Raw genomic sequence first — 21,055 nt, forward strand, 5'->3', positions numbered from 1 at the left:
CGGACGGTCCGGTTGCGTCCTACGCGACCGGCGCGGACCCGTTCCGCGAGACGGGTACGGCGGTGGCGTCCGCCACCGCCCCCGTCGCCGAGGAGACATCCGCCCCCGTCGCCGCGGGGACGCTCGGCCCGGTCAGGACGGAGACCGGCTGGTCGGCGAGGCCCAGTTCCTTCGCGGCGGCCAGCAGCTGCTGGATCTGCCCCGAGGAGATCCCGGCTCCCGGTGCCTTCATCATCCGCATCAGCAGCGCGGACACCGTCAGGTTCTGCACATCGCCGGTGGACACCGACCCGAGCACCCGGGTCAGGTCCTCCGTGAACGACGAGGTGCCGTTCAGCCACGGACCCGCCAGTGCCTGCGCGGTGTGCGAGTTCTGCACGAACCCGTCGAAGCTCTTGCCCATGGAGACGGCCGAGACCAGCCGGTCGAAGAAGGCCGACTCCCCGCCGACGATGTCGATGTCGGCGTTCTCCAGGCCGGTGGCCAGCACCGTGGCCTGCGCCTCGGCGACCTGCCGCTGCACGTCGAGACCGGCCAGCCGGATCTCCTTCTCCGCGGCGAGCCGCAGCCGGTACTCCTCGTGTCCGCGCGAGGCGTCGTCCAGCGCCGCCATCGCGGCCGCCTTCTCGGTGAGGCCCGCCGCCTCGGCCTTCAGCTTCTCGCCGATCATCGCCGCGTCGGCCGTCGCCTGGGCCTGGGTGCCCTCCGCCGTGGCGAGCGCCTTGAGCCTGGCCCCCTCCGCCTCGGCCCTGAGCCGGGCGGAAGCGGCCTCGGCCTCGGCGCGGCCCTTCTTCTCGATGACGTCGGCCTCCGCGTCCTGCACCTGGACCTCCGCGAGGCCGGGCGCCGCGGACTCCGCCTGGATGCCCTCGGCCAGCCGCAGCTTCGCCTGGGCGTCCAGGTCCGCGGTCTTCAGCCGGGCCTCGGCGAGGGTCAGCTGCTCGGCGGCCAGGTGGGTGGCCGCGGCCTCGGCCGCCTCGGCGGCCTTGATGTCCTTGACCAGCTTCTCCTGGGCCTCCGCCTCGGCGGCGATGATGACCGACCTGCGGGTGCGCTCCGACTCTTCGACTGCTCGCAGCGTCTTGATCGATTCCTCCTGCTCGGCGACCGTACGGTCCACCGCGATCCGCTCCCGGATCACGTCGGCGACCTCGCGGCGCTCGGCCTCGACCTCCTTCGTCGCGGCGATCCGGTTCAGCTCGGTCTGCCGCTCGCGCCCGATGACCTCGATCAGCCGGTCCTTCTCGATGCGCTCGTTCTCCACCGCGATGACCCGCTCACGGTTCTTCTGCGCGACGGCGATCTCCCGGGCCTGGTTCTCGCGCTGGATGCCGAGCTGCTCCTCGGTACGGATGAACGCGGCCTGGGCGCCGAGCCGCTCCTCCTCCTGGACCTTGGCGGTGGCGGCCTCCTCGCGGGCCCGCAGCGTCTCGACCTCGCGGCGCTGCTTGATCTCGGCCTCGGCCTGCCGGCGCTCCAGCTCCAGGATGGTCTCCCGGGCGTCGACGTCCTGCCGGGTGATCTCCTTCTGCTCGGTGCGCTGGAACTCGTTGGTGCGTACGTGCTCGATCGCCGTCAGCTCGGTGATCTTGCGGATGCCCTGCGCGTCGAGGATGTTGGCGCCGTCGAGCTGCGTCATCGGCGTCTGCTCAAGGAAGTCGATCGCGGCGTCGTCGAGGTGGTAGCCGTTCAGGTCGGTGCCGATGACCCGGATGATCCGGTCCCGGAACTCCTCGCGCTTGGTGTACAGGTCGACGAAGTCCAGCTGCTTGCCGACGGTCTTGAGCGCCTCGGCGAACTTCGCGCCGAAGAACTCCTGGATCGCCACCTTGTCGCTGGCCCGCTCGGTCCCGATGGACTGGGCGACCTTGATGACGTCCTCGACGGTCTTGTTGACCCGCACGAAGAAGTTGATGTGGATGTCGGCGCGGATGTTGTCCTGGCAGATCAGGCCCTCGCGCCCGGTACGGCGGATCTCGATGGTCTTCACCGAGATGTCCATGGTCTCGGCCTTGTGCAGGACCGGCAGGACGACGGCCCCGGTGAAGGTGACATCGACCTTCTTGGTCTTGGAGATGATCAGCGCCTTGCCCTGCTCGACCTTGCGGAAGAGCCGGCTGATGACGAGGAGCAGGGCGACGGCGATGAGCAGAACAACGGCTACGAGCACACCGAAGCCCAGGGTGATGGCATCCATGACAGTCCTTGCGGCTGGTGAGGAAGGTGGTGAAGGAAGAGGAGGGTGCGGCGGTTCCGGCAGCGGGTGACCCGAGGGCGGGCGGCACGTCGCACGGCAGCGACGCGACGGGCGGTCCGGACGGTCCGGTGGCGCTGGCCCGTCCGAGCAGTCCGAGCGGTCCGGGTGTGGTCAGCCGGTGCGGCGTGGGGTGCGGCGCGCACCCGTGCGTGGTCGTGGCGTCGGCGGGCCCGGGTCCAGCGCCTTGTCGTAGGGCGAGACCCAGAAGAACTCGCCCTCGTCGTCGTACGCGTACAGGAGCCCCGCACTGCCCGCGGTGAGGACCGGGCCGTCCGCCGGAGCGAGCAGCCTGACCTGGACGATCGCGGTGGAACCGTCGTCCGCGGTGACCTCGGCCTGGCCGAAGTCGGAGCTGACGGAACCGGTACGGACCGTGCAGACCCGGCCCAGGAAGTCCTGCCGCGACGGAGGCGGCTCGTCCGGGAAGCGGTGGCGGAAGCAGCGCACCAGGACCCGCAGCACGAATCGGCCGAGCAGCAGTGCCCCGGCGAACACGGCGCAGGCCAACGCGGCCCGGGTGAGGCCGGTGGTACCGCTTCGGTGCACCAGGACCGTACCGGTGAGGCTGGTGAACCAGCCGACGACGACCATCACGGACACCGAGACGGTGACCGGCACCCCGCCGATCCCGGCCAGGTCGGTGTCGAGGTCGCCGTCGAAGGAGTGGTGGTCGGCCGCACCGACCAGCACCAGGAGCCAGAAGAGGACGACGACGGCCAGCGCCGCGCCGAAGAGAACGGCGGGAAAGGCGGTCGCTGCGCTCAGGAACTCCTGCATCCGTCCGCCCTTTCCCCTGCTGGGCGGACGGTGGTGACTCCGGTACTGCGGCACCGCGTGGCGCGGTGCCGCAGCAGCCGGGTCGTTCCCCCGTGTCCCCCCGTGTTTCCCCCGGTTGGTGCTGCCCGGATCGTGTCATTAAGGGGCATGACGCCGCACTGCCGGAATCCGGCAATCTTTACCCGTCCTTGATGCCGGGCACCGGCATCGGCCGGTAAGCGTTGGGTGAGTGTCAACGTCGCGTCAGGATTGCCAGGACTGTGAGGAGAACGTGTGTCGGAGCCGGAGATCCCCGATGAGCTTCTGGCGGGATACGACCGCATTCTGACCGATGTGGCCGCCACCGGCCGCCGGCTCACCCGTGATGAGCTGGACGACCGCCGCCTCCTGGGCCGGGAGGCCGCCGAGTCCGGGTTCCAGCTGCGTGCCCTGGTCGTCCGGCACATCGCGGAGACCCGTGCCGCCTGGCCGCTCGGCGCCGTGGCCGACGGTGCGGCCACGGATTCGGTGCTGGCCGCCGTCGAGCAGGCCGTGGACGCCTTCGCGGACGGCTTCGAACGGGCCCAGCGGATGACCGTGCGCCGCGAGGAGGCGGCGCGCCGCGAGTTCATCGACGACCTGCTGTACGGGCGCAGCGATCTGGGCCGGCTCGCCGAGCGAGCCACCCGGTTCGGGCTGCGGCTCTCCCGCGCGCACGCGGTCGCGGTGGCGACGGGCCCGGAGGCGTACACGGAGACCGACTCCGTGCCGCGCACGGTCGAGGCGGCGCTGCTCGCCCGGTTCAGCGGCCGGAAGATCCTGCTCACGACGAAGGACGGGCGGCTCGTCTGCATCGCCCCCGGCAGCCAGCCCGACGTCCTGCGGTACTTCGCCAAGCAGGCGCACGCGGCGACGGACGGCGGCCGCGTCGCGGTGGGCCGGCCGCACCACGGGCCCGGCGGCGTGGTCCACTCCTACGACGAGGCGCTGGAGGCGCTGGACCTGGCGGAGCGGATGGATCTGGACGATCCGGTGCTGTACGCGGCCGATCTGCTGGTCTATCCGGTGCTGACCCGTGACCGGCAGGCGATGGCCGATCTGGTCCGCAGCCAGCTGGGCCCGCTCCAGCAGGCCCGCGGTGGCGCCGAACCCCTGCTGAAGACACTCGCCGCCTACTTCGACGCGGGCTGTGTGGCCGCGGAGACGGCCCGCCGGCTGTCGCTGAGCGTGCGGGCGCTGACCTACCGGCTGGAGCGGATCCATCAGCTGACCGGTTCCGATCCGTCCGACCCGATGCACCGCTACACCCTGCAGACGGCGGTCATAGGCGCACAGCTGCTGGACTGGCCGGCCAAGGAGATCTGACCCGGCCGCGCGGGCCGGAGAGCTGTGGGGCCCGGGAAAAGGGGTGGCCGGGAAAAGGGGCGGCCGGGGAAAGGGTGGCCGGGGAACAAAGTGGCCGGGGGTGCGCAAGGGGGAGTCGCGCACCCCCGGCCTGCCGGGCGCCACCGGTGGTCAGTCGGCAGCGCTTGTTCCGGCGGTTCGGGGCGCCGTACCGGGCGAGCCGGTGCGGCGGACGCTCGAATGGTCCCGCAGGACGAACGTTCGAGCGGTTTCAAACGGTTCTACAGGTCGAACTCGTGCGGCGGGAGGTCGAGCGCGAAGCACGCCTCGCGCACGACGGCCTGCTCCGACTTGTCGAAGTCGCCGTCGGCGCCGCCGATGACGATGCCGATCTGGATGACGGCACGCGCCTCGGCGGGCTTCTTCTTCGCCTTGCCGATCTCCTGGAGCACGCTGACCTTGCCGAAGGCGAAGTCGGCGGTGAGCTTGTTCACGTAGTCGTTGAAGCGGCGCTGGAGGTCGTCCGCCGGGAAGTTCTGCAGGACGTCGTTGGAGGCGATCAGCGAGGCGACGCGCTGGCGCTCGGACGGGTCGATGGAACCGTCGGCGGCGGCGACCAGGGCGCACATCGCCATGCTCGCGTCGCGGAACGCCCCGCTCTTCAGGTCGTTCTTCTTGGCTTCCAGCTGCGACTGCATCGACGAGGCGGATTCCTTGATCCGATCCCACAGTGCCATGACGTCTCCATACGTTGCTTGCGTGCTTGCCTTGCGTTGCCGGATGAAGCCCAACTCTACAGACGTGTAGAAGTTAGCAGCAGGGGCGCCCGCTGTGTTCCGGAAACGGCGGTAAGTAGGATGCTGCGACGCCGCGGCCGACGCGGCATCGCAGAAGGGCGGACCCCCGATGGTCTCGGCCAGGCCCGGCCACCACCCGGACAACGAACCACCGCGCGGCGGAGTGCCCGCCCCCGCGGAAAGCCCGCGGCTGCGCAGGCGCGGGCAGGGCGAACTGGAGGCCCAGGTCCTCGCCGTGCTGCGCTCGGCGAACGGCCCCGCGACGGCCGGCTGGGTCCAGGAGCACCTCGAAGGCGACCTCGCGTACACCACCGTCATCACGATCCTCTCCCGTCTCTACGCGAAGAAGGCCGTGACCCGCACCCGCGAAGGCCGCTCCTACACCTGGACCTCGGCCTCCGACGAGGCGGGTCTCGCCGCCCTGCGGATGCGCCGGGTGCTGGACGGCGAACGCGACCGGGACGCCGTGCTCGCCCGCTTCATCTCGGCCCTCTCCCCCGGTGACGAGGAACGCCTGCGCGCCCTGCTGGCACGTGCCGACGCCCCGGACGATCCGGTCGACCCCCGCGACACGGAAGGCCTGTAGCCCGCCGATGGGTGTCTTCGTCTGTCTGCCGCTCGTGCTGCCGCTGACCGCGCTGCCGATCGCGCGCCTGGCCGAACAGCATCTGCACCCCCGCAGCGCGACCCGGCTGCTCGCCGTCGTCGGCGCGCTGCTCGCCCTGTGCAGCACGCTCTGCCTGGGCCTGCTGATGGTGGTGGGCACCGCACAACTCCCCGGCAACCCGCTGCCGGACAGCTGGTCGGACCCGGAGGTACGGGACGCGGTGCCGTACGAGGTGAAGGCGGGCATCGTCGCGATCGGGGCGCTGGCGGCGGTGCTCGGGGCGTGCGGCTGGACGGTGTTCCGCCACGTCCGGCTGCGGGTCCGCGCGGGCCGTGCGCTGGCCGCCGCGCCTTCCGTCGTCTCCGGCGACGTCGCGTTGCTCCCGGATCCGGAGCCGTACGCCTACGCGCTGCCCGGAAGTCCGGGCCGGGTCGTCGTCTCGACCGCGATGACCGAGTGTCTGGACGCCCGTGAGCGGCGGGCCCTGATCGCCCATGAGCGGGCCCATCTGGCCGGCCGGCACCACCGCTACCTGCTGGCCGCCCAACTCGCGGCGCGTGCCAACCCGTTCCTGCTGCCGCTGCGTACCGCGGTGTCGTTCAGCACCGAGCGGTGGGCGGACGAGGAGGCCGCGTGCGCGGTCGGCGACCGGCGGGTGGTGGCGGTCGCGGTCGGCAAGGCGGCGCTGTACTCGCACCGGGCGCCGGACGTCTCGGCCGGTCTCGCGGCCTTCGCGGCCCCGGCGGGCCCCGTGCCGCGCAGGGTCGCGGCGCTGCTCGCCCCGGTGCCCACGGTCCGGCTGTGGCCGCCGTCGTCGGCGCACGTCGCCTTCGCGGCGTTGGTCGCAGCGGTGGGCACGGCGGCCTCGGCGCTGTCGTCGCTCAACGCGGCCGTGACGCTGGTGGGGATCCTGCGCGCGACGACCCCGCTATGAGCCGTACGAAGGGGATGGACTCGCCGGCCCGCCGGTAGCCGTCCGCGCTCCCGTCGGGCTCGTGCCCCAGGTGCGCGCAGAGCCGGTGCGCGGGAGCGGGGTGCCGTGCCGCGTACCGTGCCATCAGCTCGCCGCCCTCCTCGGCCGCCACGAACTGCGCGGTCACCACGTGGAACCGGCGGCCCGCCTGCACGGTGGCCTGTGGGGTACGGACCAGGTTCCGGTACCAGTCGGCCCCGGGGCCGAACCCGGACGCGACGGTCCAGCAGCGCCGCCCGTCCGCCACCGCCGACTCGACGACCTCGACCGTGGTGCGCCGGGCGAGCCCGGTGACCCGGCCGGTGTGGACGAGCAGCAGCCGCCGCCCCCGGAACAGCGGTCCGAGCCCCATCCGGAAGAGATGCGACGGCAGCCGGGCGGCCGTGCGCCGCCAGCCTGTCGGCAGGAGTGGGCGGTGCGGTTCGGCAGGGTCGGGGAGCTGAGGTGTCACCATGCAAACGTTGCATAGACCAAACATTTGCGCCACCGTCCGGCGCTGCGGGGCACCCCGGGTACGGGTCCGTGCCGGAGGACGGCACGGACGCGTACCCGCTGGGCTGGAAGCCGGAACTTCCCTGACCGCGCCTCAGTCGGCGGAGGAGGCGAACTCCTCCTGAGCGGCGGGCGCCGCGGGATCGGCGGGCGCCACGGACTCCGTACGCGCCGCGGGAACCTCACCGCTGCCACCCTTGCCGCCGCCGCCCTTGCCGTCCCGGCCGCGCCACGCCTGGATCCTGGCGACGACGGGCTGGGTCCAGCGGGCGGTGAGCGGTCCGACGATGACGAGGATGAGGACGTACGCGGTGGCGATCGGCCCGATCCGGGGCTCGGTCGCCACGGCCAGTCCGGCGATGACGATGGAGAACTCGCCGCGTGCGACGAGCGTCCCACCGGCCCGCCACCGCCCGCGCGAACCGATTCCGGCGCGCCGGGCCGCGTACCAGCCGGTGGCTATCTTGGTGAAGACGGTGACGATCGCCAGCAGCGCCGCGGGGAGCAGCACCGGCGGGATCTCGGCCGGGTTGGTGGAGAGCCCGAAGAACACGAAGAAGACGGCGGCGAACAGGTCCCGCAGCGGCGTCAGCAGCTTGCGCGCACCCTCGGCGACCTCGCCCGAGAGCGCGATCCCGACCAGGAACGCGCCGACGGCGGCGGAGACCTGCAGTTCCTGGGCCACGCCCGCCACCAGGACGGTCAGCCCGAGGACGACCAGGAGCAGCATCTCCGGGTTGTCCGAGGAAACGGCCCGGCTGATCAGCCGGCCGTGCCGCAGCGCCAGGTAGAGGACGAACCCGACGGTGCCGAGCGCGATGAGCAGGGCCATGCTGCCCCCGGCGAGGCCGACGCCCGCGAGCATCGCGGTGAGCAGCGGCAGGTAGACGGCCATCGAGAGGTCCTCGATGACGAGTACGCCGAGGATGACGGGTGTCTCCCGGTTGCCCAGCCGTCCGAGGTCGGTGAGCACCTTCGCGATGACCCCGGACGAGGAGATCCAGGTGACCCCGGCCAGCGCGACCGCTCCCACGGGCCCCCAGCCGAGCAGCAGTGCGGCGACGGCTCCCGGGGTCGCGTTGAGTACGAAGTCCACGGCTCCGGAGGGGTATTGGGTCTTGAGGCTGGTCACCAGTTCCGAGGCGCTGTACTCCAGTCCGAGCAGGAGCAGCAGCAGGATGACGCCGATCTCGGCGCCGACGGCGGTGAATTCCTCACTGGCCCCGAGCGGTAGCAGCCCGCCCTCGCCGAACGCGAGCCCGGCCAGCAGGTACAGCGGGATCGGCGAGAGCCCTATGCGCCCGGCGAAGCGGCCGATGATGCCCAGTCCCAGAATGACGGAGCCGAGCTCCACCAGCAGTGCGGTCGTGTCGTGCACGGTCAGCCCTCCGCGATGATCTCGGAGAGCGTGTCGACGCCCTCACGCGTTCCGACGGCGACCAGGGTGTCGCCGATGGCCAGCCGGAAGTCCGGCCCCGGGGACGGATGCGCACTGTGCGTCCGCAGCACCGCCACGATCGAGGCCCCCGTCCGGGTCCGCGCCTTCGTGTCCCCGAGCAGCCGTCCGCCGTACGGGGAGCGGCTCCCGAGCGGGATGTGCTCGGTGACCAGGTCGATGCCATCGGTGCGTACGGCGTCGATGGGCGCCGAGTCGATGAGGTGCGCGAGGCCGGTGGCCTCCTGCGGTGTCAGGGGTACCGAGAGCCGGCACGAATCAGGGTCGTCCTGGTCGTAGAAGCCGATGAACCGCCGCCCGTCGTGGTGGACGACGACGGAGATGTGCTGGCCCGACTCGGTCGTGTAGTCGTACTGCACACCGACTCCGGGCAGCGTGGTGCGGTGGGTTCCCATGACTTCCTCCCGAGGGTGCGGCGGCTCTTGACGCACTTGGTGATCTCTTTATCTGCGCATTACCTTATCGGGAGGGTTCCGCCGCCTTTGGTGTGCGGGCTTCCGGCCTCGCATCCGGCACTCCCGGATCGCCGTGATCCCGCCGGGGACCACGGCGGCGCCGACCCGTCGGACTCCGCGCGCACGAGGCGCACTGTCGAAGGCCCTGCCGGTCGAGGGCTTCGGCCGCTGGCGATAATCGACCGATGAGCGCCATCGAACGTCCTTTGCCGCCCCTGAACGCCGACGAGCGCACCACCCTCGAAAGCTGGCTCGACTTCCACCGCGCCACCCTCGCCATGAAGTGCGAGGGCCTGGACGACGGGCAGGCCGCCGTCGCGTCCGTGCCACCGTCCGGCTTCACCTTGACCGGCCTCGTCCAGCACATGGCAGAGGTGGAGCGGAACTGGTTCCGCCGAGTGTTCGCCGGAGAGCAGGCCCCGCCCATCCACGACCCGCAGGCCGACCCGTCCGCTCCCGACGGCGGCTTCGAACTGGCCGAGGGCGCCACACTGCACGACGCCCTCGCCACCTGGCAGGCGGAGATCGCCCGCGCCCGCGAGCTCTGCGCCGGCCGTGCTCTGACCGACACGGGCCGCTTCATGGAGCAGGACGTCAATCTCCGCTGGATCTACGTCCACATGATCGAGGAGTACGCCCGCCACAACGGCCACGCCGACCTGGTCCGGGAGCGCGTCGACGGCACCACCGGCGTATGACGCCGGATCAGGTCCCGTCCGCCCTGCTGTGAGTGACGGGTGACGAGAACGCCGCCATGGACGCCGTGGGCGGCGGCCCTCGGTCCACCGCTGCGCAGCACGACCACCGAATCCCCGGCGGGCATCTCAACGGACTGACGCCGGTACCGAGAGTGCTCTCGGTACCGGCGTCAGTCGTTGTTTCACGTTGTGCGCGCCACCGGGGTCCGGGCGCCTGGGCGGCCGTGCGGCTGCCGCGCTGCGCGGGGACCGGCGGGTCGGGTCGGACCGGTGGGTCGGGTCGGACCGGTGGGTCGGGTCAGACCGTCGGGGAGGCGGCGAAGTAGGTGTTCCGGTAGCCCTTGCCGTCCCCGTCCCAGTCCAGCTGGATGAAGCCGTCGGCGAGGTATCGGCCGCTGCCCGCCTTGTACTTGAGGACTCCGGTGGTGTAGCTGCCGTTGCCGTTGATGTTGCCGTGTTCGAGCTTGCTCTTGATGCCCGTGTAGTTGGCCCACTTCACCACCGGGTCGGCGCCGCTCTTGGACTTCTTCACCTGGAGGTGGAAGCGAGCGGCGTCGAACTCCTCCGGCCCGTCCACGAACCAGGCGGGCCCGTCCCACTTCACGGAGGCGTAGGTCGAGATGTAGCCACCGGACCGCTTGGCGCACAGTTTGACGTCGAAGTCGAAGTTGTCGCCGTATATGCCGCCGTAGGTGGGGTTGTCCACGGAGTGGCTGCTGGTCCTGCAGTGATAGCTGGTGTCGGCGGAGGCCGTGCCCGCTGTGGCGAGGGTGGTGGCGCCGAGTGCCATGGTGGCGATCGCCATGGTGGCGAAGGTGCGGGAGGTTTTGCGCATGGAGGTGCTCCTTGGGGTGGGGCCGGGTGGGATTCGCGGAGCGCGGCAAGGGCAGCGGACACCGCCGTCGGCATACTCGACAACCGCCGGGGCCCGCAGGGGTACGCCGTGAATGCCCCTTTTTCCGTGTGGCATTTCGCCACGCACACCGCTCGTTCGCAGAGAAGCCGATCACCTGCGGACGAGCCCCGCTCACCGCACCGGGAAGCCGTAGGAGTATCCCTCCTGCTTCAGCCAGGGCAGGATCTCGCGCAGGGTGGCCAGGGTCTGGGAGCGGTCGCCGCCCGCGTCGTGGAAGAGGACGGTCGGGCCGTTGGGGATCTCGCGCTTGACGGTGGCGACCATGGTGTCCACACCGGGGCGCTCGAAGTCCCTGGAGTCGACGTTCCAGCCCAGCGGGCGCATCCCCCGGGACGCGGCGAGGTGGCGGCTGTACGGGGTGAAGGCGCCGCCCGGGGCGCGGTAGTACTGGGGACGGACGCCGCCGGATGCCTTGGTGATCATGCGTTCGGCGTCCAGGATCTGCTGACGCTGGTACGCCTCGGACTTGGAGTCCATGGCGGTGTCGTGCGAGACCGTGTGGTTGCACAGCCGGTGCCCGTCCGCCACGACCGCCTTGACGAGGTCGGGGTATGCCTGGGCCTGCGTGCCCACCATGCAGAACGTGGCCTTCACGCCGTTGTCCTTCAGCAGCTGCAGCACCTGCGGCGTCCAGTTCGGGTCCGGTCCGTCGTCGATGGTGATGTTGACGCCGCGGGCGCCGCGGTCCGAGGCGTGGGCGATCTCCTCCGCCACCTTGGTCACGGGCTGTTCCTGATGCCGGGCGTCGGGCACCGAGGCGGAGGCTTGCGGCTTCTGGCCTGCGGCGGTGTCGGCCTGCGCGGTCCACACGGAGGTGGCAGCGGCCAGCGCCGTCACCCCGAGCGCAGCCCCCATGAGTCGGCTGTGCCATCCCCTTCCCTTGTGCTTCGCCATGTCCGCCCGCCCCTTTTTTTGCTGTCTCCGTCGATGCCGTGCATCCATTCAGACATACGAACGCCCGTACGGGATGCCTCTGTTACTGATCGCGGACGATTCCGCAGAAGATCGGCGACAGATGGAGGGGGGTGCAACGGGCGCGAGACAGTGCCGGAGTCAGGGTCGGATCGTGGCGATCACCGGGAGCGGGTCGGGGCGGGAACGAGGGCCAGCGGGGAAGCGGGGGCGTAGCTTCGTAGGGTCGCGGGCATCGTCGTCAGCGGCTACGGGCGGAAGGGGCGCGCGGTGGCGGGCTTTCGAGATCTGAAGTTCCGGGCGGTCACGTCGCTCCAGCGGCATGTCGTGAACCCGCTCGCGAGACGGTCGAGGTCGCAGATCCTGCTGGAGACGACGGGGCGGACCTCCGGGCTGCCGCGCCGTACGCCGGTCGGCGGGCGGCGGGTGGGGCAGGAGTTCTGGCTGGTCTCGGAGTTCGGCGAGAAGTCGCAGTACATCCGCAACATCCGGGCCGACCCCCGGGTCCGGGTCCGCCTCGCGGGGCGCTGGTACGACGGGATCGCGCATCCGCTGCCCCAGGACGACGCCCGCGCCCGGCTCAGGACGCTGCCGCGTTACAACAGCGCCGTCGTGCGGGCGGTGGGTGCGGAGTTGCTGACGGTGCGGGTGGATCTTGAGGGCTGAGCCCCTCGCGTGCCCGGGTGGCCATGAACCATCCGGGCACGCGAAGGCGGGCTGTCGGATCAGTCGGTGATCTCGATCCTGCCGTTCCGGTCGCTGCCCGGAGAGGTGTTCGCGGAGGTGTTCGCGGCGGTGTTCGCGGCGGTGTTCGCGGCGGTGGGCTCCGGCTGGGCGGGGACCTCCGCCCCGGGGACCGAGCCCTTCAGGTTCTTCAGCAGGGCGGCGAGGTCGACGCCCGTGGTGGAGCTGAGGAGTTCCATGCCCTGGGCGACGTTGTCGGTGACCGTACGCGACAGCCGGCTCGCGCCGTCCGTCGAGATCACGGTCATCTTGTCGACGGCGCTCAGCGGCTCGGACGCCTTGGCGACGACCTGCGGCAGCACCTCGACCAGCATCTGGAGCACGGCCGCGTCGCCGTACTGCGCGAAGGCGTCCGCCTTCTTCTGCATGGCCTCGGCCTCGGCCGCACCCTTCGCCGCGATGGCCGCGGCCTCCGCCTCGCCCTCGATGCGTACGGCGTCGGCGAGCGCCGAGCGGTGCAGCTTCTCGCCCTGACCGGTCAGCCGGGAGCGCTCGGCGTCCGCCTCGGCCTCCTTGACCTGGGCGATCCGGCGGGCCTCGGCCTCCTGCTCGGCCTGGTAGCGGGCGGCGTCGGCGGGCTTGCGGACCTTGGTGTCGAGCTCGCGGTCGGTCAGCGCGGCCTGGCGCTCGGCGACCTTCTCCTGCTCGGCGAGGACTTCCTGCTGGCGGGCCGCCTCGGCGAGCGGGCCCGCCGCGTTGGCCTTGGCCGCGGCGGCTTCCGTCTCGGCCTTGATCTCGGCCTGCTTGAGGTAGAAGGTCCGCTCGGCGATGGCGATCTCCTCGGCGGCCTTCAGCCGGGCCTGCTCGGAGGCCCGCTTGGCGATCGCCTCGGCGATGTCCGCCTCCTGCTTGGCGCGGGCGGCCTCCGGGCGGCCGAGGTCCTCCAGGTAGGAGCCCTCGGTGGTGATGTCCTGGATCTGGAAGGCGTCCAGGATCAGGCCCTGGCCGGAGAGGCTGGCCTCCGCCTCCTCCGCGACCTGGCCGGCGAACGCGGCCCGGTCCCGGATGATGTCCTCGACCGACATCCGGCCGACGATGGCGCGCAGCGCGCCGGAGAGCACTTCCTGGGTGAAGCCGACGATGCCGTCCTGCTGCTGGAGGAAGCGCTGGGCCGCGGCCCGGATCGCTTCCTCGCTGCCGCCGACCTTGACGATCGCGACGCCCTCCAGGTTGGACTTCACGCCGCGCAGGGTGACGGCGCCGCGCACCGCGACCGGGATGTGCCGGCTGGAGAGGTCCAGGGTGAACTTCTGCTGGACGAACGGGACGACGAAGACGCCGCCGCCGACCACGACCTTCTGGCCACTGTTGTCGATGCTGGTGCGGCCGGTCACCGGGTCGGTGGACTTCTTGCCGCGGCGGCCGGTGATGATGAACGCCTCGCTGGGCCCGGCGACCTTGTAGCGGGTGATGACGACGAGTGCGAGCAGCACCAGGAGTACGACTACTCCGGCGACTGCGGTCACGACTGGGCTCATGGAGTGTCCCCCCTGCCTCCCTGCGGGGACGGCAGTTTGTTTTTCGGGCGCCGTGTCGCCACGCGGCACGGCGCCCTGGCTCGGGCGGTGGTCAGCGTTCGACGGGGCGGACCGCGACCGAGGTGGCCGACAGCGCGGCCTCCACCCAGATCTCGGTGCCGCGTTCGACCGGCGCCGCGCTCTTCGCCGCCAACTTCACGTTCTGGCCCGCGAGTTGCAGCAGGACCTCGCCGTATCCGCCGGCCGGGATGGCCGTGACGACCGACCCGGAGGTGCCGACGAGATCGTCGCTGCGCGGGGTGACGCTGGTCTGGTCCCGCATCAGGGCCCGGCTGAACTTCCAGGTCAGCCAGGCCGCGACGAGCCCGGCCAGCACTCCTGCGGCGGTCGCGACGACCGTTCCGGCGCCGGTGGTGCCGAGCACGATCGCTCCGCCGAAGCCGAGCATCGAGAGGAACCCGGCGATGACCGGGAGGGACAGCAGGCCGTCGAAGAGGCCGTCCAGCACGCCGCCGAAGAGGCCTTCGAGGACGCCGTCGAAGATCAGGGACAGTGCGAGCAGAACGATTCCCGCGATGCCGAGACCGAGAAACAAGGTCACCTGGTCACCCTCCCCGATCCCTGAGATCCCTGAGATCTCCGAGATCCCGATCCCCGATGCTCGAAATGCCCCGAACATTTCCGTCGAACTGGCTGGATGGTCCCATACATACCGGCCCACGGACACTGCCGGGTTCCGGCAATCTTTACGCGCTCTTGATGCCGGAGAGCTGTTCGGTCAGCTTGGCCGCCGACTGGAACGTGGCGCCGAGCAGCGCGACGTGCTTCCAGCGCAGCACCCCGTCGGGCCCGATGAGGAACACCGAGCGGCGCACCCCGATCCCGGGCGCCGCGACGCCGTACGCGCGGGCGGTCTCCCGTCCGGTGTCCGCGAGCAGCGGCATCCGCAGACCGTGGGCGCGGGCGAACGACTCATGACTGTCCACACCCTGTGGACTGATTGCCCAGACCTCCGCGTCGAGCTCGCCGAAGGCCTCCAGGCCCGAGGAGTACGAGCAGAGCTGCTTGGTGCAGACGGCCGTGTTGTCGCCCGGGTAGAACGCGAGGACCACGGACCGGCCGCGTGCCTCGGAGAGGGTGTAGTCGCGGCGTTCGAAATCCTCGCTCCCCGTGCCCTCCGCACCGGTGAGCAGGCCGCCCGGAAGGGTGAAGTCCGGGGCGGGCAGTCCGAGTTGTGGTGACGATCCCATGTCGTTTCCTCCGTGGTCCGGCGCTGCCGGGTTTTTCCGTGAGTGTCTCCGTACAGCATGCTCGGTACGGGGCCGGCTCCCGCACCAGGAGGTAGGAAATGGCACGACCGTCGTCCGCGCGCCGTCCGTCCGCGGCCGTGCTCCTGCTGCACGGTGGGGCGGAGACGGGCCTGGCCGCGCCGCCGCCCGGTCCGCTGAACCTGCCCGCCGTACGGATGCGCCCGTTCGCCCGGTCCATCGCCGGGGCGACGGGCAGCGGCGATGGCGGCGTTCTCGTACGTACCGCCCGCTACGCCCACCGCGGGTGGAACGGACCCCGCGAGGACCCGCTGCACGACGCCGTACGCGCCCTGGAAGCGCTGCGCCGCGAGGCGGGGGAGATCCCGGTGGTCCTGGTCGGCCACTCGATGGGTGCCCGCGCCGCCCTCCGCGCGGCCGGTCATCCGCTGGTGCGCGGGGTGGTCGGCCTCGCCCCGTGGTGTCCGGACGACGACCCGGTCGACCAGCTGGCGGGCCGCGACGTCGTCCTGCTGCACAGCACCCGGGACCGGATCACCAGCCCCCGCGCCTCCCAGCGCCTCACCGCCCGCGCCCGGCCGGCCGGTGCCCGCTCCTGCCTGGTCGCGATCCGGGGCAGCGACCACGCGATGCTCCGGCGCGCCGGGCAGTGGCACGCGCTGACGGCCCGGATCGTCGCCGGGCTGCTGGAGCTGGGCCCGCTCCCCGTGCCGGTCGGGGCCGCCCTCGCGCTGCCGCCGGACGCCCCGGCGGTGGACGGCACCCTCGATCTGGACCTGCTGGGGGCGTGACGGGGCCTGCCCGCGGACACGTCCGCGGCGCCGTGGTGCAAGGGCGGGGGAACGGGCGCACCCTGGTAGGGAGGTGATCGTCATGGTGATGACAACCGTCGGGTGGCACATCGAGCTCGAATTCGACGAGGACACCCACCGCACCCGCGCGGCCGCCATGGTGCGGCTTCCGGACGGGACCGAGGTGCGGGCCCACGGATACGCGAGCCGCCATCCTTCCGACAAGAACCAGCCGAGAGTGGGCGAGGAGATCGCGGGAGCCAGAGCGCTCAACGAACTGGCGATGAAGATGCTGACGAAGGCGCACGACGAGATCGACGAGGCTTCCGGCCGGATCTCGCACCCGCTCACCTGACGCGGGGCCGTCGGCCCCGGACTGCGGATGCGCGGCGCGGCCGGGCGGCCGACGATTGAGGGCCGGGCCGCGGGTGTTCCGCGCCCGTCCAGGAGGTTGACGTGCAGGCCGATACGTACGCCGACGGCCCCGCGCCGTTCGACTCCCGGGCCCTGGCCGCCCTGGTCGACGGCACGATGGCCGGGGTGGGCGTGCTCGACACCGGGCTGCGCTACCTCTACGTCAACCCTGCCCTCGAACGGATCAACGGCATCCCGGCCGCCGAGCACCTCGGGCGCACCGTCTCCGAGGTGCTGCCCGGGGTCGACGCGCGCGAGGACATGATGCGGGCGGTGCTCGCCGACGGGAAATCCCGCGAGATCACCATCAGCGGAGTCACCGCCGGGGACGCCATGGCCCGGCGCCACTGGCGCGGGGCGTTCCACCGGCTGGAGTCCGACGGGCGGGTCGTGGGGCTGGCCGGGATCCTGCTGGAGGTACTGGCCTCGGACCAGGAGCAGCGCGAGCTGGAGCAGGCCCGGCGCCATCTGACGATGCTCGACACCGCCGCGGCCCGGATCGGCACCACGCTCGACATGGACACCACCTGTGCCGAACTGGCCGAACTCGTCGTGCCGGGGCTGGCGGACATCGCGACGGTCGAGGTGTTCCCGCCCGATGTCGCCGCGCCGGTCCGGCCCGCACCGCCCGGTGTGCTGAGGCTGCGGCGGGCGGCGCAGCGGTCCGTGCCCGCGCTCCGCGACGAGCTGGACGGTTTCGGGCTGAGCGGCGAGTACATCGACTACCAGGAGGGTGCGGCCGTACAGCGCTGCCTGGCGACCAACCAGCCGGTGGTGGAGAACCTCACCACCGACGAACAGCTCGTCCGCTCGGCCCCCGGCCCGGAACGGCTCGCCGCCTACCGGGCCCTCGGGATGCACTCGGCGGTCATCGTGCCCGTCACCGTGCGCAGCGGCCCGCTCGGCATCCTCGGCCTGATCCGGGCGGGCGACTCACCGGTCTTCACGGACGAGGACGTGGTGATCGCCCGGGAGCTCGCCGGCCGGGCCGCCGTCGATCTCGACCACGCCCGCCGGTACGCCCATGAACACACCATCGCCCTGGAGCTCCAGCGCTCCCTGCTGTCCGAGCCGCGCCCGCCGCACCCGCACATCGAGATCGCCACCCGCTACCTGCCGGCCGACCGGAGCGTGATGGTCGGCGGCGACTGGTTCGACGTCATCCCGCTGCGGGACGGGCGGCATCTCAAGGCGATGGGCGACGTGATGGGGCACGGGGTGGAGGCGGCGGTCGCCATGAGCCACTACCGCTCCCTGCTGCGGATGTTCGCCGACGACGATCTGCCGCCGCACCGCCTCCTGGAACGCCTGGACCGGCTGGTCGAGCGGTCCGGTCTGGACCGGGCGGCGACCTGTCTGCTGGCCGTCGTCGACCGGTTCGGCGGGGCGTGCGAGGTGGCCAGCGCCGGGCATCTGCCGCCGGTGCTGATCGATCCGCGGGCGGGCACCAGGGTGTGCGACGAGATGACGGTGGGGCCGCCGCTCGGCACCGGGTTCGGCGGGTACCGGACGACGCAGGTGGAGTTCGATCCGGGCACGGTGCTGTTCCTGTACACGGACGGGCTGGTCGAGCGGCGCGGGGAGGACATCGACGCCTCGGTCGGCCGCCTCAAGGAGCTGACCCTGCCGGTCGGCGGCAGCCTGGAGGACCTGCTGGACGAGGTCCTCGAACGGTTCGGTCCGGGGGCCGAGGACGACATAGCGGTACTGGCCTCCCGCTCCCGGCCCTCGAAGCCGGAGCCGGACCCGGCCCCGGACCGGAGGTCGAGGCCGCAAGCATCCGGCACCGGCCCGGACCGGAAGCCGGAAGCGGAACCGGGTCCGGAACCGGAGCCGGATCTGCTCGGTACCTCCTGACGCCGTTCGGACGGGCCGCGGTCAGCCCAGTTCCAGGCTGGTGATGCCGAAGAGTCCGCCGTGGTCGATGTCCGGCGCCGCTCCCGTGTACATCCGGGCGGTCTCGAACGACGGGGTGAGGCCCAGCTGTTCGGCCAGGCGCACGGCCGCCGGGTTGACGTCCGGCACGTCGATCGCGACCGGCACACCGGGGTCGGCCGCCGCCAGCGCGCTGACCAGGGCTCCGGCCACCTCGGGCGATGTGGCGTACACGGGGCCGATCCGGGACGACGTACGGCAGGGCCGCAGCACGGCCAGGCCGCACAGCTCCCCGTCGCGGACGGCGGCGAGCGAGACACGGGTGGGGTGGGCGATCCACGGCGCGAGGAAACTGTCGCGGTCGGCCGGGAAGAAGCGGCGGTCGTAGGCGGCGAGCCGGTCGAAGGGTACGGAGCGGCCGTCGACGAGCTCCGTACCGGCCGGGGCGGGCAGACCGGCGGGCGGCAGGCCCTCGTAGCGCATGTTCGTCCACACGGAACGGAAGCCGGACTTGCGGTAGTTGGGCTGCTGGGCCACCACCCCGTCGAGGCCGACGTTGCGCCCCTCCAGCCGTGCCATACCGGCCCGCCAGAGCCGGATGCCGTACCCCTGGCCGCGCAGGTGCGGGCGGGTGAGGTAGAAGCCGAGGAAGCCGAAGCCGGTGCCGTAACGGACCACGGAGACGCAGGAGACCGGTTCCCCGTCGAGCCGGCCGATCAGGAAGCCGCGCGGATCGGCGGCGAAGAAGGCGTGACGGTCGGTCAGCCCGGGGTTCCAGCTCTCCTCGTGGGCCCATTCGGCCAGCATCGTGAGGTCGTCGGCGCTTGCGTGGGTGATCTCGAAGTTCGGCACGGGGCACCTGTACCCGCCTGATCCACCGTTCCAACGGAGGAATCAGACAAACAGGAACGCGCACGCCGTCGCGGCCCCCAGCGACCCCCCGGCGACCGTCTGGGCCACCGAGTGGTACCCGAGCGCGACCCGCGACCAGCACACGGCGACCGTCATCACGTAGCCGAGCAGCCACCACGGCGAGTGGACCGCGGCGAGCAGCGCGACGACGGCCGAGGCGACCGCGGCGTCCACCGAGATCTTCCAGACCGTGTTGACGGCCAGCAGGACCACGGTCATCGCCCAGAGGGCGAGCATCGCCGCGAGGATCCCGGTGGGGGCGTTGCCGAGCACCATCACCAGCGAACCGGTGCCGATGGAGCCGAGGATGACGAAGAAGATCGGGGCCCGCTTGGTGCGGTCGACGACATGGCGGTCGCCCCAGGTGCCGCGTCCGCGCTCCCATTCGATGTATCCGGCGGGTATGAGGCCCGCGCACAGGGCGCCGAGGAATCCCCAGAGCAGGCCGGTCCAGTGTCCGGCGGCGGCCAGACCGATGCCGAGCATGCCGATCAGCAGGACGTTGCGGGGCTGGAAGACGTCGGTGACGGTGCGCGCGGCGGTGTTGTCCGGTGTCGCGGGGGTGCCGGGGGTGGTGTCGGTGGCGGTCATGCTGTCTCCTCGGTGGAGGCCGTGCGGCGTGCTGCGGTCGCGGTGGACGGGCCGGTTACGGCGGCGGGCAGGGCGGCGGCCAGTACCCGTGCGGCCCGGTCCTGCGGGACCGTCCGGTAGGCGGTGGCGACCCGGACCAGCCAGGCCACCTCGCCGTCCTGGTCGGTGGCGTGCTGGGTCTCGACCGCCGCGGCGGTGGAGGCGGTCGCCCCGCCGTTCTTCGCGGTGAGCGCCGCCTTGATCCAGTACGCCTCGGCGAGCGGTCCCGCCCGCTCCGCGTCCGTGCCGCCGTCCGCGGCGGCGGCGTCCTTCGCGGCCGGGAGCAGGGCGTCGGGCACGTAGTGGCGCAGCTTCTCCACCGCGTCCGCGATGTCGGCGGCCCAGCGGTCGATGCGCAGGTCCGCGGGGGTGCCGAAGCGGGTGAGTTCGCGGGCCAGTGAGGCCGGGGGGTCGAAGGGCTGCTCGGGGAACGCGGTCATCAGCTCGCGCCAGAGGCCGTGCAGCTTGACCTGGGCCCGCCAGAGCTTCGCGCGGCGCTGCCCCTTGCTGAGGGCGGGGATGGAGGCGCCCACGGCGAAGAAGGCGAACAGCACCACCTGCGCGGCCTCGGTGATCTGGTCGAAGCGGAGCGCGAAGGACTCGCTCGGGGTGTCGATGACGCTGACCCACAGGAACAGGGTTCGGCTGACGGTGTAGCCGACCCCGATGAACATGGCGAACGTCATCATCCCGAGGCCCACCCGCAGATGGCGCAGCCCGGCATTGGCGGTGGCCAGCGCCCACTGGTACGCGCAGACTGCGGACGCGGCACCGAGGTAGAGGTAGAACACGCTCATGTACAGCGTGGCCCCCCACTGTCCCGCGTGGTCGGCGACGAAGCGGTCCGAGGGGACGGAGCGGTCGACGACCGTGAAGAACAGCACCGTCAGCAGGATCAGCGTGGCGATCGACGCCTTGGCCGCCACCTGCTGGATGGCGCGGGCGAACCGTACGTGGCGCGGGACGGTCCCGCCTTCGGGGTACTGGCCGTAGATCGCGACGATGTAGCTGAGGATCGCCAGGATCGCGATCGTCGCCGTGTAGTGCTTGATCAGGACGGCGAGGTCGGTGACGGCGCTGTCGTTGAGCGCGATGCGTACGGCCCGGGTCTTGGTCCACAGGGCGGCGGCGAAGCCGGCGTAGCAGCCCCACAGGGCCCGGCGGCGCTTGTCTTCTTCGTCGCCCCACAGGGCGGCGGGCATGCGCCACAGGGCGACGGCCGTCATCAGGACGGCCACGAGATAGCCGGCGAGGTCGAGCGGGGTCACGGCGGATTCCTC

The 21,055-nt window shown here is 71.7% G+C and carries 22 protein-coding genes; 8 read left to right on the forward strand and 14 right to left on the reverse strand.

The features are described 5' to 3' along the window. Nucleotides 1–19: 19 nt before the first annotated feature. Complete coding sequence (locus ACFYY1_RS12900; RefSeq protein ID WP_388584005.1) at nucleotides 20–2,197, reverse strand: flotillin family protein; 2,178 nt, start codon at nucleotides 2,195–2,197, stop codon at nucleotides 20–22. 171 nt (nucleotides 2,198–2,368) lie between these two features. Beyond that, nucleotides 2,369–3,034: a hypothetical protein gene (locus ACFYY1_RS12905; RefSeq protein ID WP_388584006.1), complete on the reverse strand. Its 666-nt coding sequence runs from the start codon at nucleotides 3,032–3,034 to the stop codon at nucleotides 2,369–2,371. A 273-nt stretch (nucleotides 3,035–3,307) separates the two neighbouring features. Here ACFYY1_RS12905 and ACFYY1_RS12910 point away from each other — a divergent pair, with 273 nt between their 5' ends. Continuing rightward, the gene (locus ACFYY1_RS12910) at nucleotides 3,308–4,378 is read left to right on the forward strand and encodes a PucR family transcriptional regulator (RefSeq protein ID WP_388584007.1); all 1,071 of its coding nucleotides are present in this window, start codon (nucleotides 3,308–3,310) and stop codon (nucleotides 4,376–4,378) included. 260 nt (nucleotides 4,379–4,638) lie between these two features. On the opposite strand, the gene ACFYY1_RS12915 is transcribed toward ACFYY1_RS12910, so the two are convergent. Next, the gene (locus ACFYY1_RS12915; RefSeq protein ID WP_388584009.1) at nucleotides 4,639–5,094 is read right to left on the reverse strand and encodes a tellurite resistance TerB family protein; all 456 of its coding nucleotides are present in this window, start codon (nucleotides 5,092–5,094) and stop codon (nucleotides 4,639–4,641) included. Nucleotides 5,095–5,263: 169 nt separating this feature from the next. On the opposite strand from ACFYY1_RS12915, the gene ACFYY1_RS12920 reads away from it, so the two are divergent. Both ACFYY1_RS12920 and ACFYY1_RS12925 read left to right on the forward strand, forming a co-directional pair. Next, nucleotides 5,264–5,740: a BlaI/MecI/CopY family transcriptional regulator gene (locus ACFYY1_RS12920; RefSeq protein WP_388584012.1), complete on the forward strand. Its 477-nt coding sequence runs from the start codon at nucleotides 5,264–5,266 to the stop codon at nucleotides 5,738–5,740. Between the two features lie 7 nt (nucleotides 5,741–5,747). After that, on the forward strand, nucleotides 5,748–6,695 hold the full coding sequence (locus tag ACFYY1_RS12925) for a M56 family metallopeptidase (protein WP_388584014.1): 948 nt from the start codon (nucleotides 5,748–5,750) through the stop codon (nucleotides 6,693–6,695). Here the strand turns inward: ACFYY1_RS12925 and ACFYY1_RS12930 are convergent. The 3 genes from ACFYY1_RS12930 to ACFYY1_RS12940 form a co-directional block, all read right to left on the reverse strand. Beyond that, complete coding sequence (locus ACFYY1_RS12930) at nucleotides 6,643–7,188, reverse strand: nitroreductase family deazaflavin-dependent oxidoreductase (protein WP_388584016.1); 546 nt, start codon at nucleotides 7,186–7,188, stop codon at nucleotides 6,643–6,645. The two genes, ACFYY1_RS12925 and ACFYY1_RS12930, sit on opposite strands and share 53 nt — an antisense overlap. A gap of 132 nt (nucleotides 7,189–7,320) precedes the next feature. Further along, entirely contained in the window at nucleotides 7,321–8,604 is a 1,284-nt protein-coding gene (locus tag ACFYY1_RS12935) for a cation:proton antiporter (protein WP_388584019.1), read from the reverse strand. A gap of 2 nt (nucleotides 8,605–8,606) precedes the next feature. Then, the gene (locus ACFYY1_RS12940; RefSeq protein ID WP_018553765.1) at nucleotides 8,607–9,077 is read right to left on the reverse strand and encodes a cation:proton antiporter regulatory subunit; all 471 of its coding nucleotides are present in this window, start codon (nucleotides 9,075–9,077) and stop codon (nucleotides 8,607–8,609) included. A 245-nt stretch (nucleotides 9,078–9,322) separates the two neighbouring features. Here ACFYY1_RS12940 and ACFYY1_RS12945 point away from each other — a divergent pair, with 245 nt between their 5' ends. Continuing rightward, the gene (locus ACFYY1_RS12945; protein WP_388584020.1) at nucleotides 9,323–9,835 is read left to right on the forward strand and encodes a DinB family protein; all 513 of its coding nucleotides are present in this window, start codon (nucleotides 9,323–9,325) and stop codon (nucleotides 9,833–9,835) included. Nucleotides 9,836–10,133: 298 nt separating this feature from the next. On the opposite strand, the gene ACFYY1_RS12950 is transcribed toward ACFYY1_RS12945, so the two are convergent. Together ACFYY1_RS12950 and ACFYY1_RS12955 are read right to left on the reverse strand one after the other, a co-directional pair. After that, a complete protein-coding gene (locus ACFYY1_RS12950; RefSeq protein WP_388584022.1) occupies nucleotides 10,134–10,670 on the reverse strand; it encodes a hypothetical protein in 537 nt (178 codons plus the stop codon). Nucleotides 10,671–10,862: 192 nt separating this feature from the next. Further along, complete coding sequence (locus tag ACFYY1_RS12955; RefSeq protein ID WP_388584025.1) at nucleotides 10,863–11,645, reverse strand: polysaccharide deacetylase family protein; 783 nt, start codon at nucleotides 11,643–11,645, stop codon at nucleotides 10,863–10,865. Nucleotides 11,646–11,933: 288 nt separating this feature from the next. Here ACFYY1_RS12955 and ACFYY1_RS12960 point away from each other — a divergent pair, with 288 nt between their 5' ends. Further along, nucleotides 11,934–12,329 (forward strand): nitroreductase/quinone reductase family protein, encoded by a 396-nt coding sequence (locus tag ACFYY1_RS12960; RefSeq protein ID WP_388584028.1) that lies wholly within the window; start codon nucleotides 11,934–11,936, stop codon nucleotides 12,327–12,329. A gap of 59 nt (nucleotides 12,330–12,388) precedes the next feature. Here the strand turns inward: ACFYY1_RS12960 and ACFYY1_RS12965 are convergent, their stop codons facing one another. From ACFYY1_RS12965 to ACFYY1_RS12975, 3 genes are all read right to left on the reverse strand, one after another. Beyond that, nucleotides 12,389–13,885 (reverse strand): flotillin family protein, encoded by a 1,497-nt coding sequence (locus ACFYY1_RS12965; protein WP_388584030.1) that lies wholly within the window; start codon nucleotides 13,883–13,885, stop codon nucleotides 12,389–12,391. 91 nt (nucleotides 13,886–13,976) lie between these two features. Further along, complete coding sequence (locus ACFYY1_RS12970; protein WP_388584031.1) at nucleotides 13,977–14,486, reverse strand: hypothetical protein; 510 nt, start codon at nucleotides 14,484–14,486, stop codon at nucleotides 13,977–13,979. A 145-nt stretch (nucleotides 14,487–14,631) separates the two neighbouring features. Continuing rightward, nucleotides 14,632–15,135, reverse strand: coding sequence for a peroxiredoxin family protein (locus ACFYY1_RS12975; RefSeq protein ID WP_388584033.1), 504 nt, complete (start codon nucleotides 15,133–15,135; stop codon nucleotides 14,632–14,634). Nucleotides 15,136–15,233: 98 nt separating this feature from the next. Here ACFYY1_RS12975 and ACFYY1_RS12980 point away from each other — a divergent pair, with 98 nt between their 5' ends. The 3 genes from ACFYY1_RS12980 to ACFYY1_RS12990 all read left to right on the forward strand — a co-directional run bounded on the left by ACFYY1_RS12980 (nucleotide 15,234) and on the right by ACFYY1_RS12990 (nucleotide 18,215). Continuing rightward, nucleotides 15,234–15,944, forward strand: a complete 711-nt coding sequence (locus ACFYY1_RS12980) for an alpha/beta hydrolase (protein WP_388584036.1) — start codon at nucleotides 15,234–15,236, stop codon at nucleotides 15,942–15,944. An 82-nt stretch (nucleotides 15,945–16,026) separates the two neighbouring features. Next, on the forward strand, nucleotides 16,027–16,299 hold the full coding sequence (locus ACFYY1_RS12985; RefSeq protein WP_388584038.1) for a DUF1876 domain-containing protein: 273 nt from the start codon (nucleotides 16,027–16,029) through the stop codon (nucleotides 16,297–16,299). Nucleotides 16,300–16,400: 101 nt separating this feature from the next. Further along, complete coding sequence (locus ACFYY1_RS12990) at nucleotides 16,401–18,215, forward strand: SpoIIE family protein phosphatase (protein WP_388584041.1); 1,815 nt, start codon at nucleotides 16,401–16,403, stop codon at nucleotides 18,213–18,215. Between the two features lie 21 nt (nucleotides 18,216–18,236). Here the strand turns inward: ACFYY1_RS12990 and ACFYY1_RS12995 are convergent, their stop codons facing one another. The 3 genes from ACFYY1_RS12995 to ACFYY1_RS13005 are packed head-to-tail and all read right to left on the reverse strand — an operon-like array spanning nucleotide 18,237 to nucleotide 21,043. Then, a complete protein-coding gene (locus ACFYY1_RS12995) occupies nucleotides 18,237–19,085 on the reverse strand; it encodes a GNAT family N-acetyltransferase (RefSeq protein ID WP_388584043.1) in 849 nt (282 codons plus the stop codon). A 42-nt stretch (nucleotides 19,086–19,127) separates the two neighbouring features. Beyond that, a complete protein-coding gene (locus ACFYY1_RS13000) occupies nucleotides 19,128–19,736 on the reverse strand; it encodes a hypothetical protein (RefSeq protein ID WP_388584045.1) in 609 nt (202 codons plus the stop codon). Then, the gene (locus ACFYY1_RS13005; protein ID WP_388584047.1) at nucleotides 19,733–21,043 is read right to left on the reverse strand and encodes an MAB_1171c family putative transporter; all 1,311 of its coding nucleotides are present in this window, start codon (nucleotides 21,041–21,043) and stop codon (nucleotides 19,733–19,735) included. The genes ACFYY1_RS13000 and ACFYY1_RS13005 overlap by 4 nt, the downstream gene beginning before the upstream one ends. Between the last annotated feature and the right edge of the window lie 12 nt (nucleotides 21,044–21,055).

This window comes from Streptomyces sp. NPDC001890 (genome assembly GCF_042891445.1).
In the GTDB taxonomy this organism is placed as follows: Bacteria; Actinomycetota; Actinomycetes; order Streptomycetales; family Streptomycetaceae; genus Streptomyces.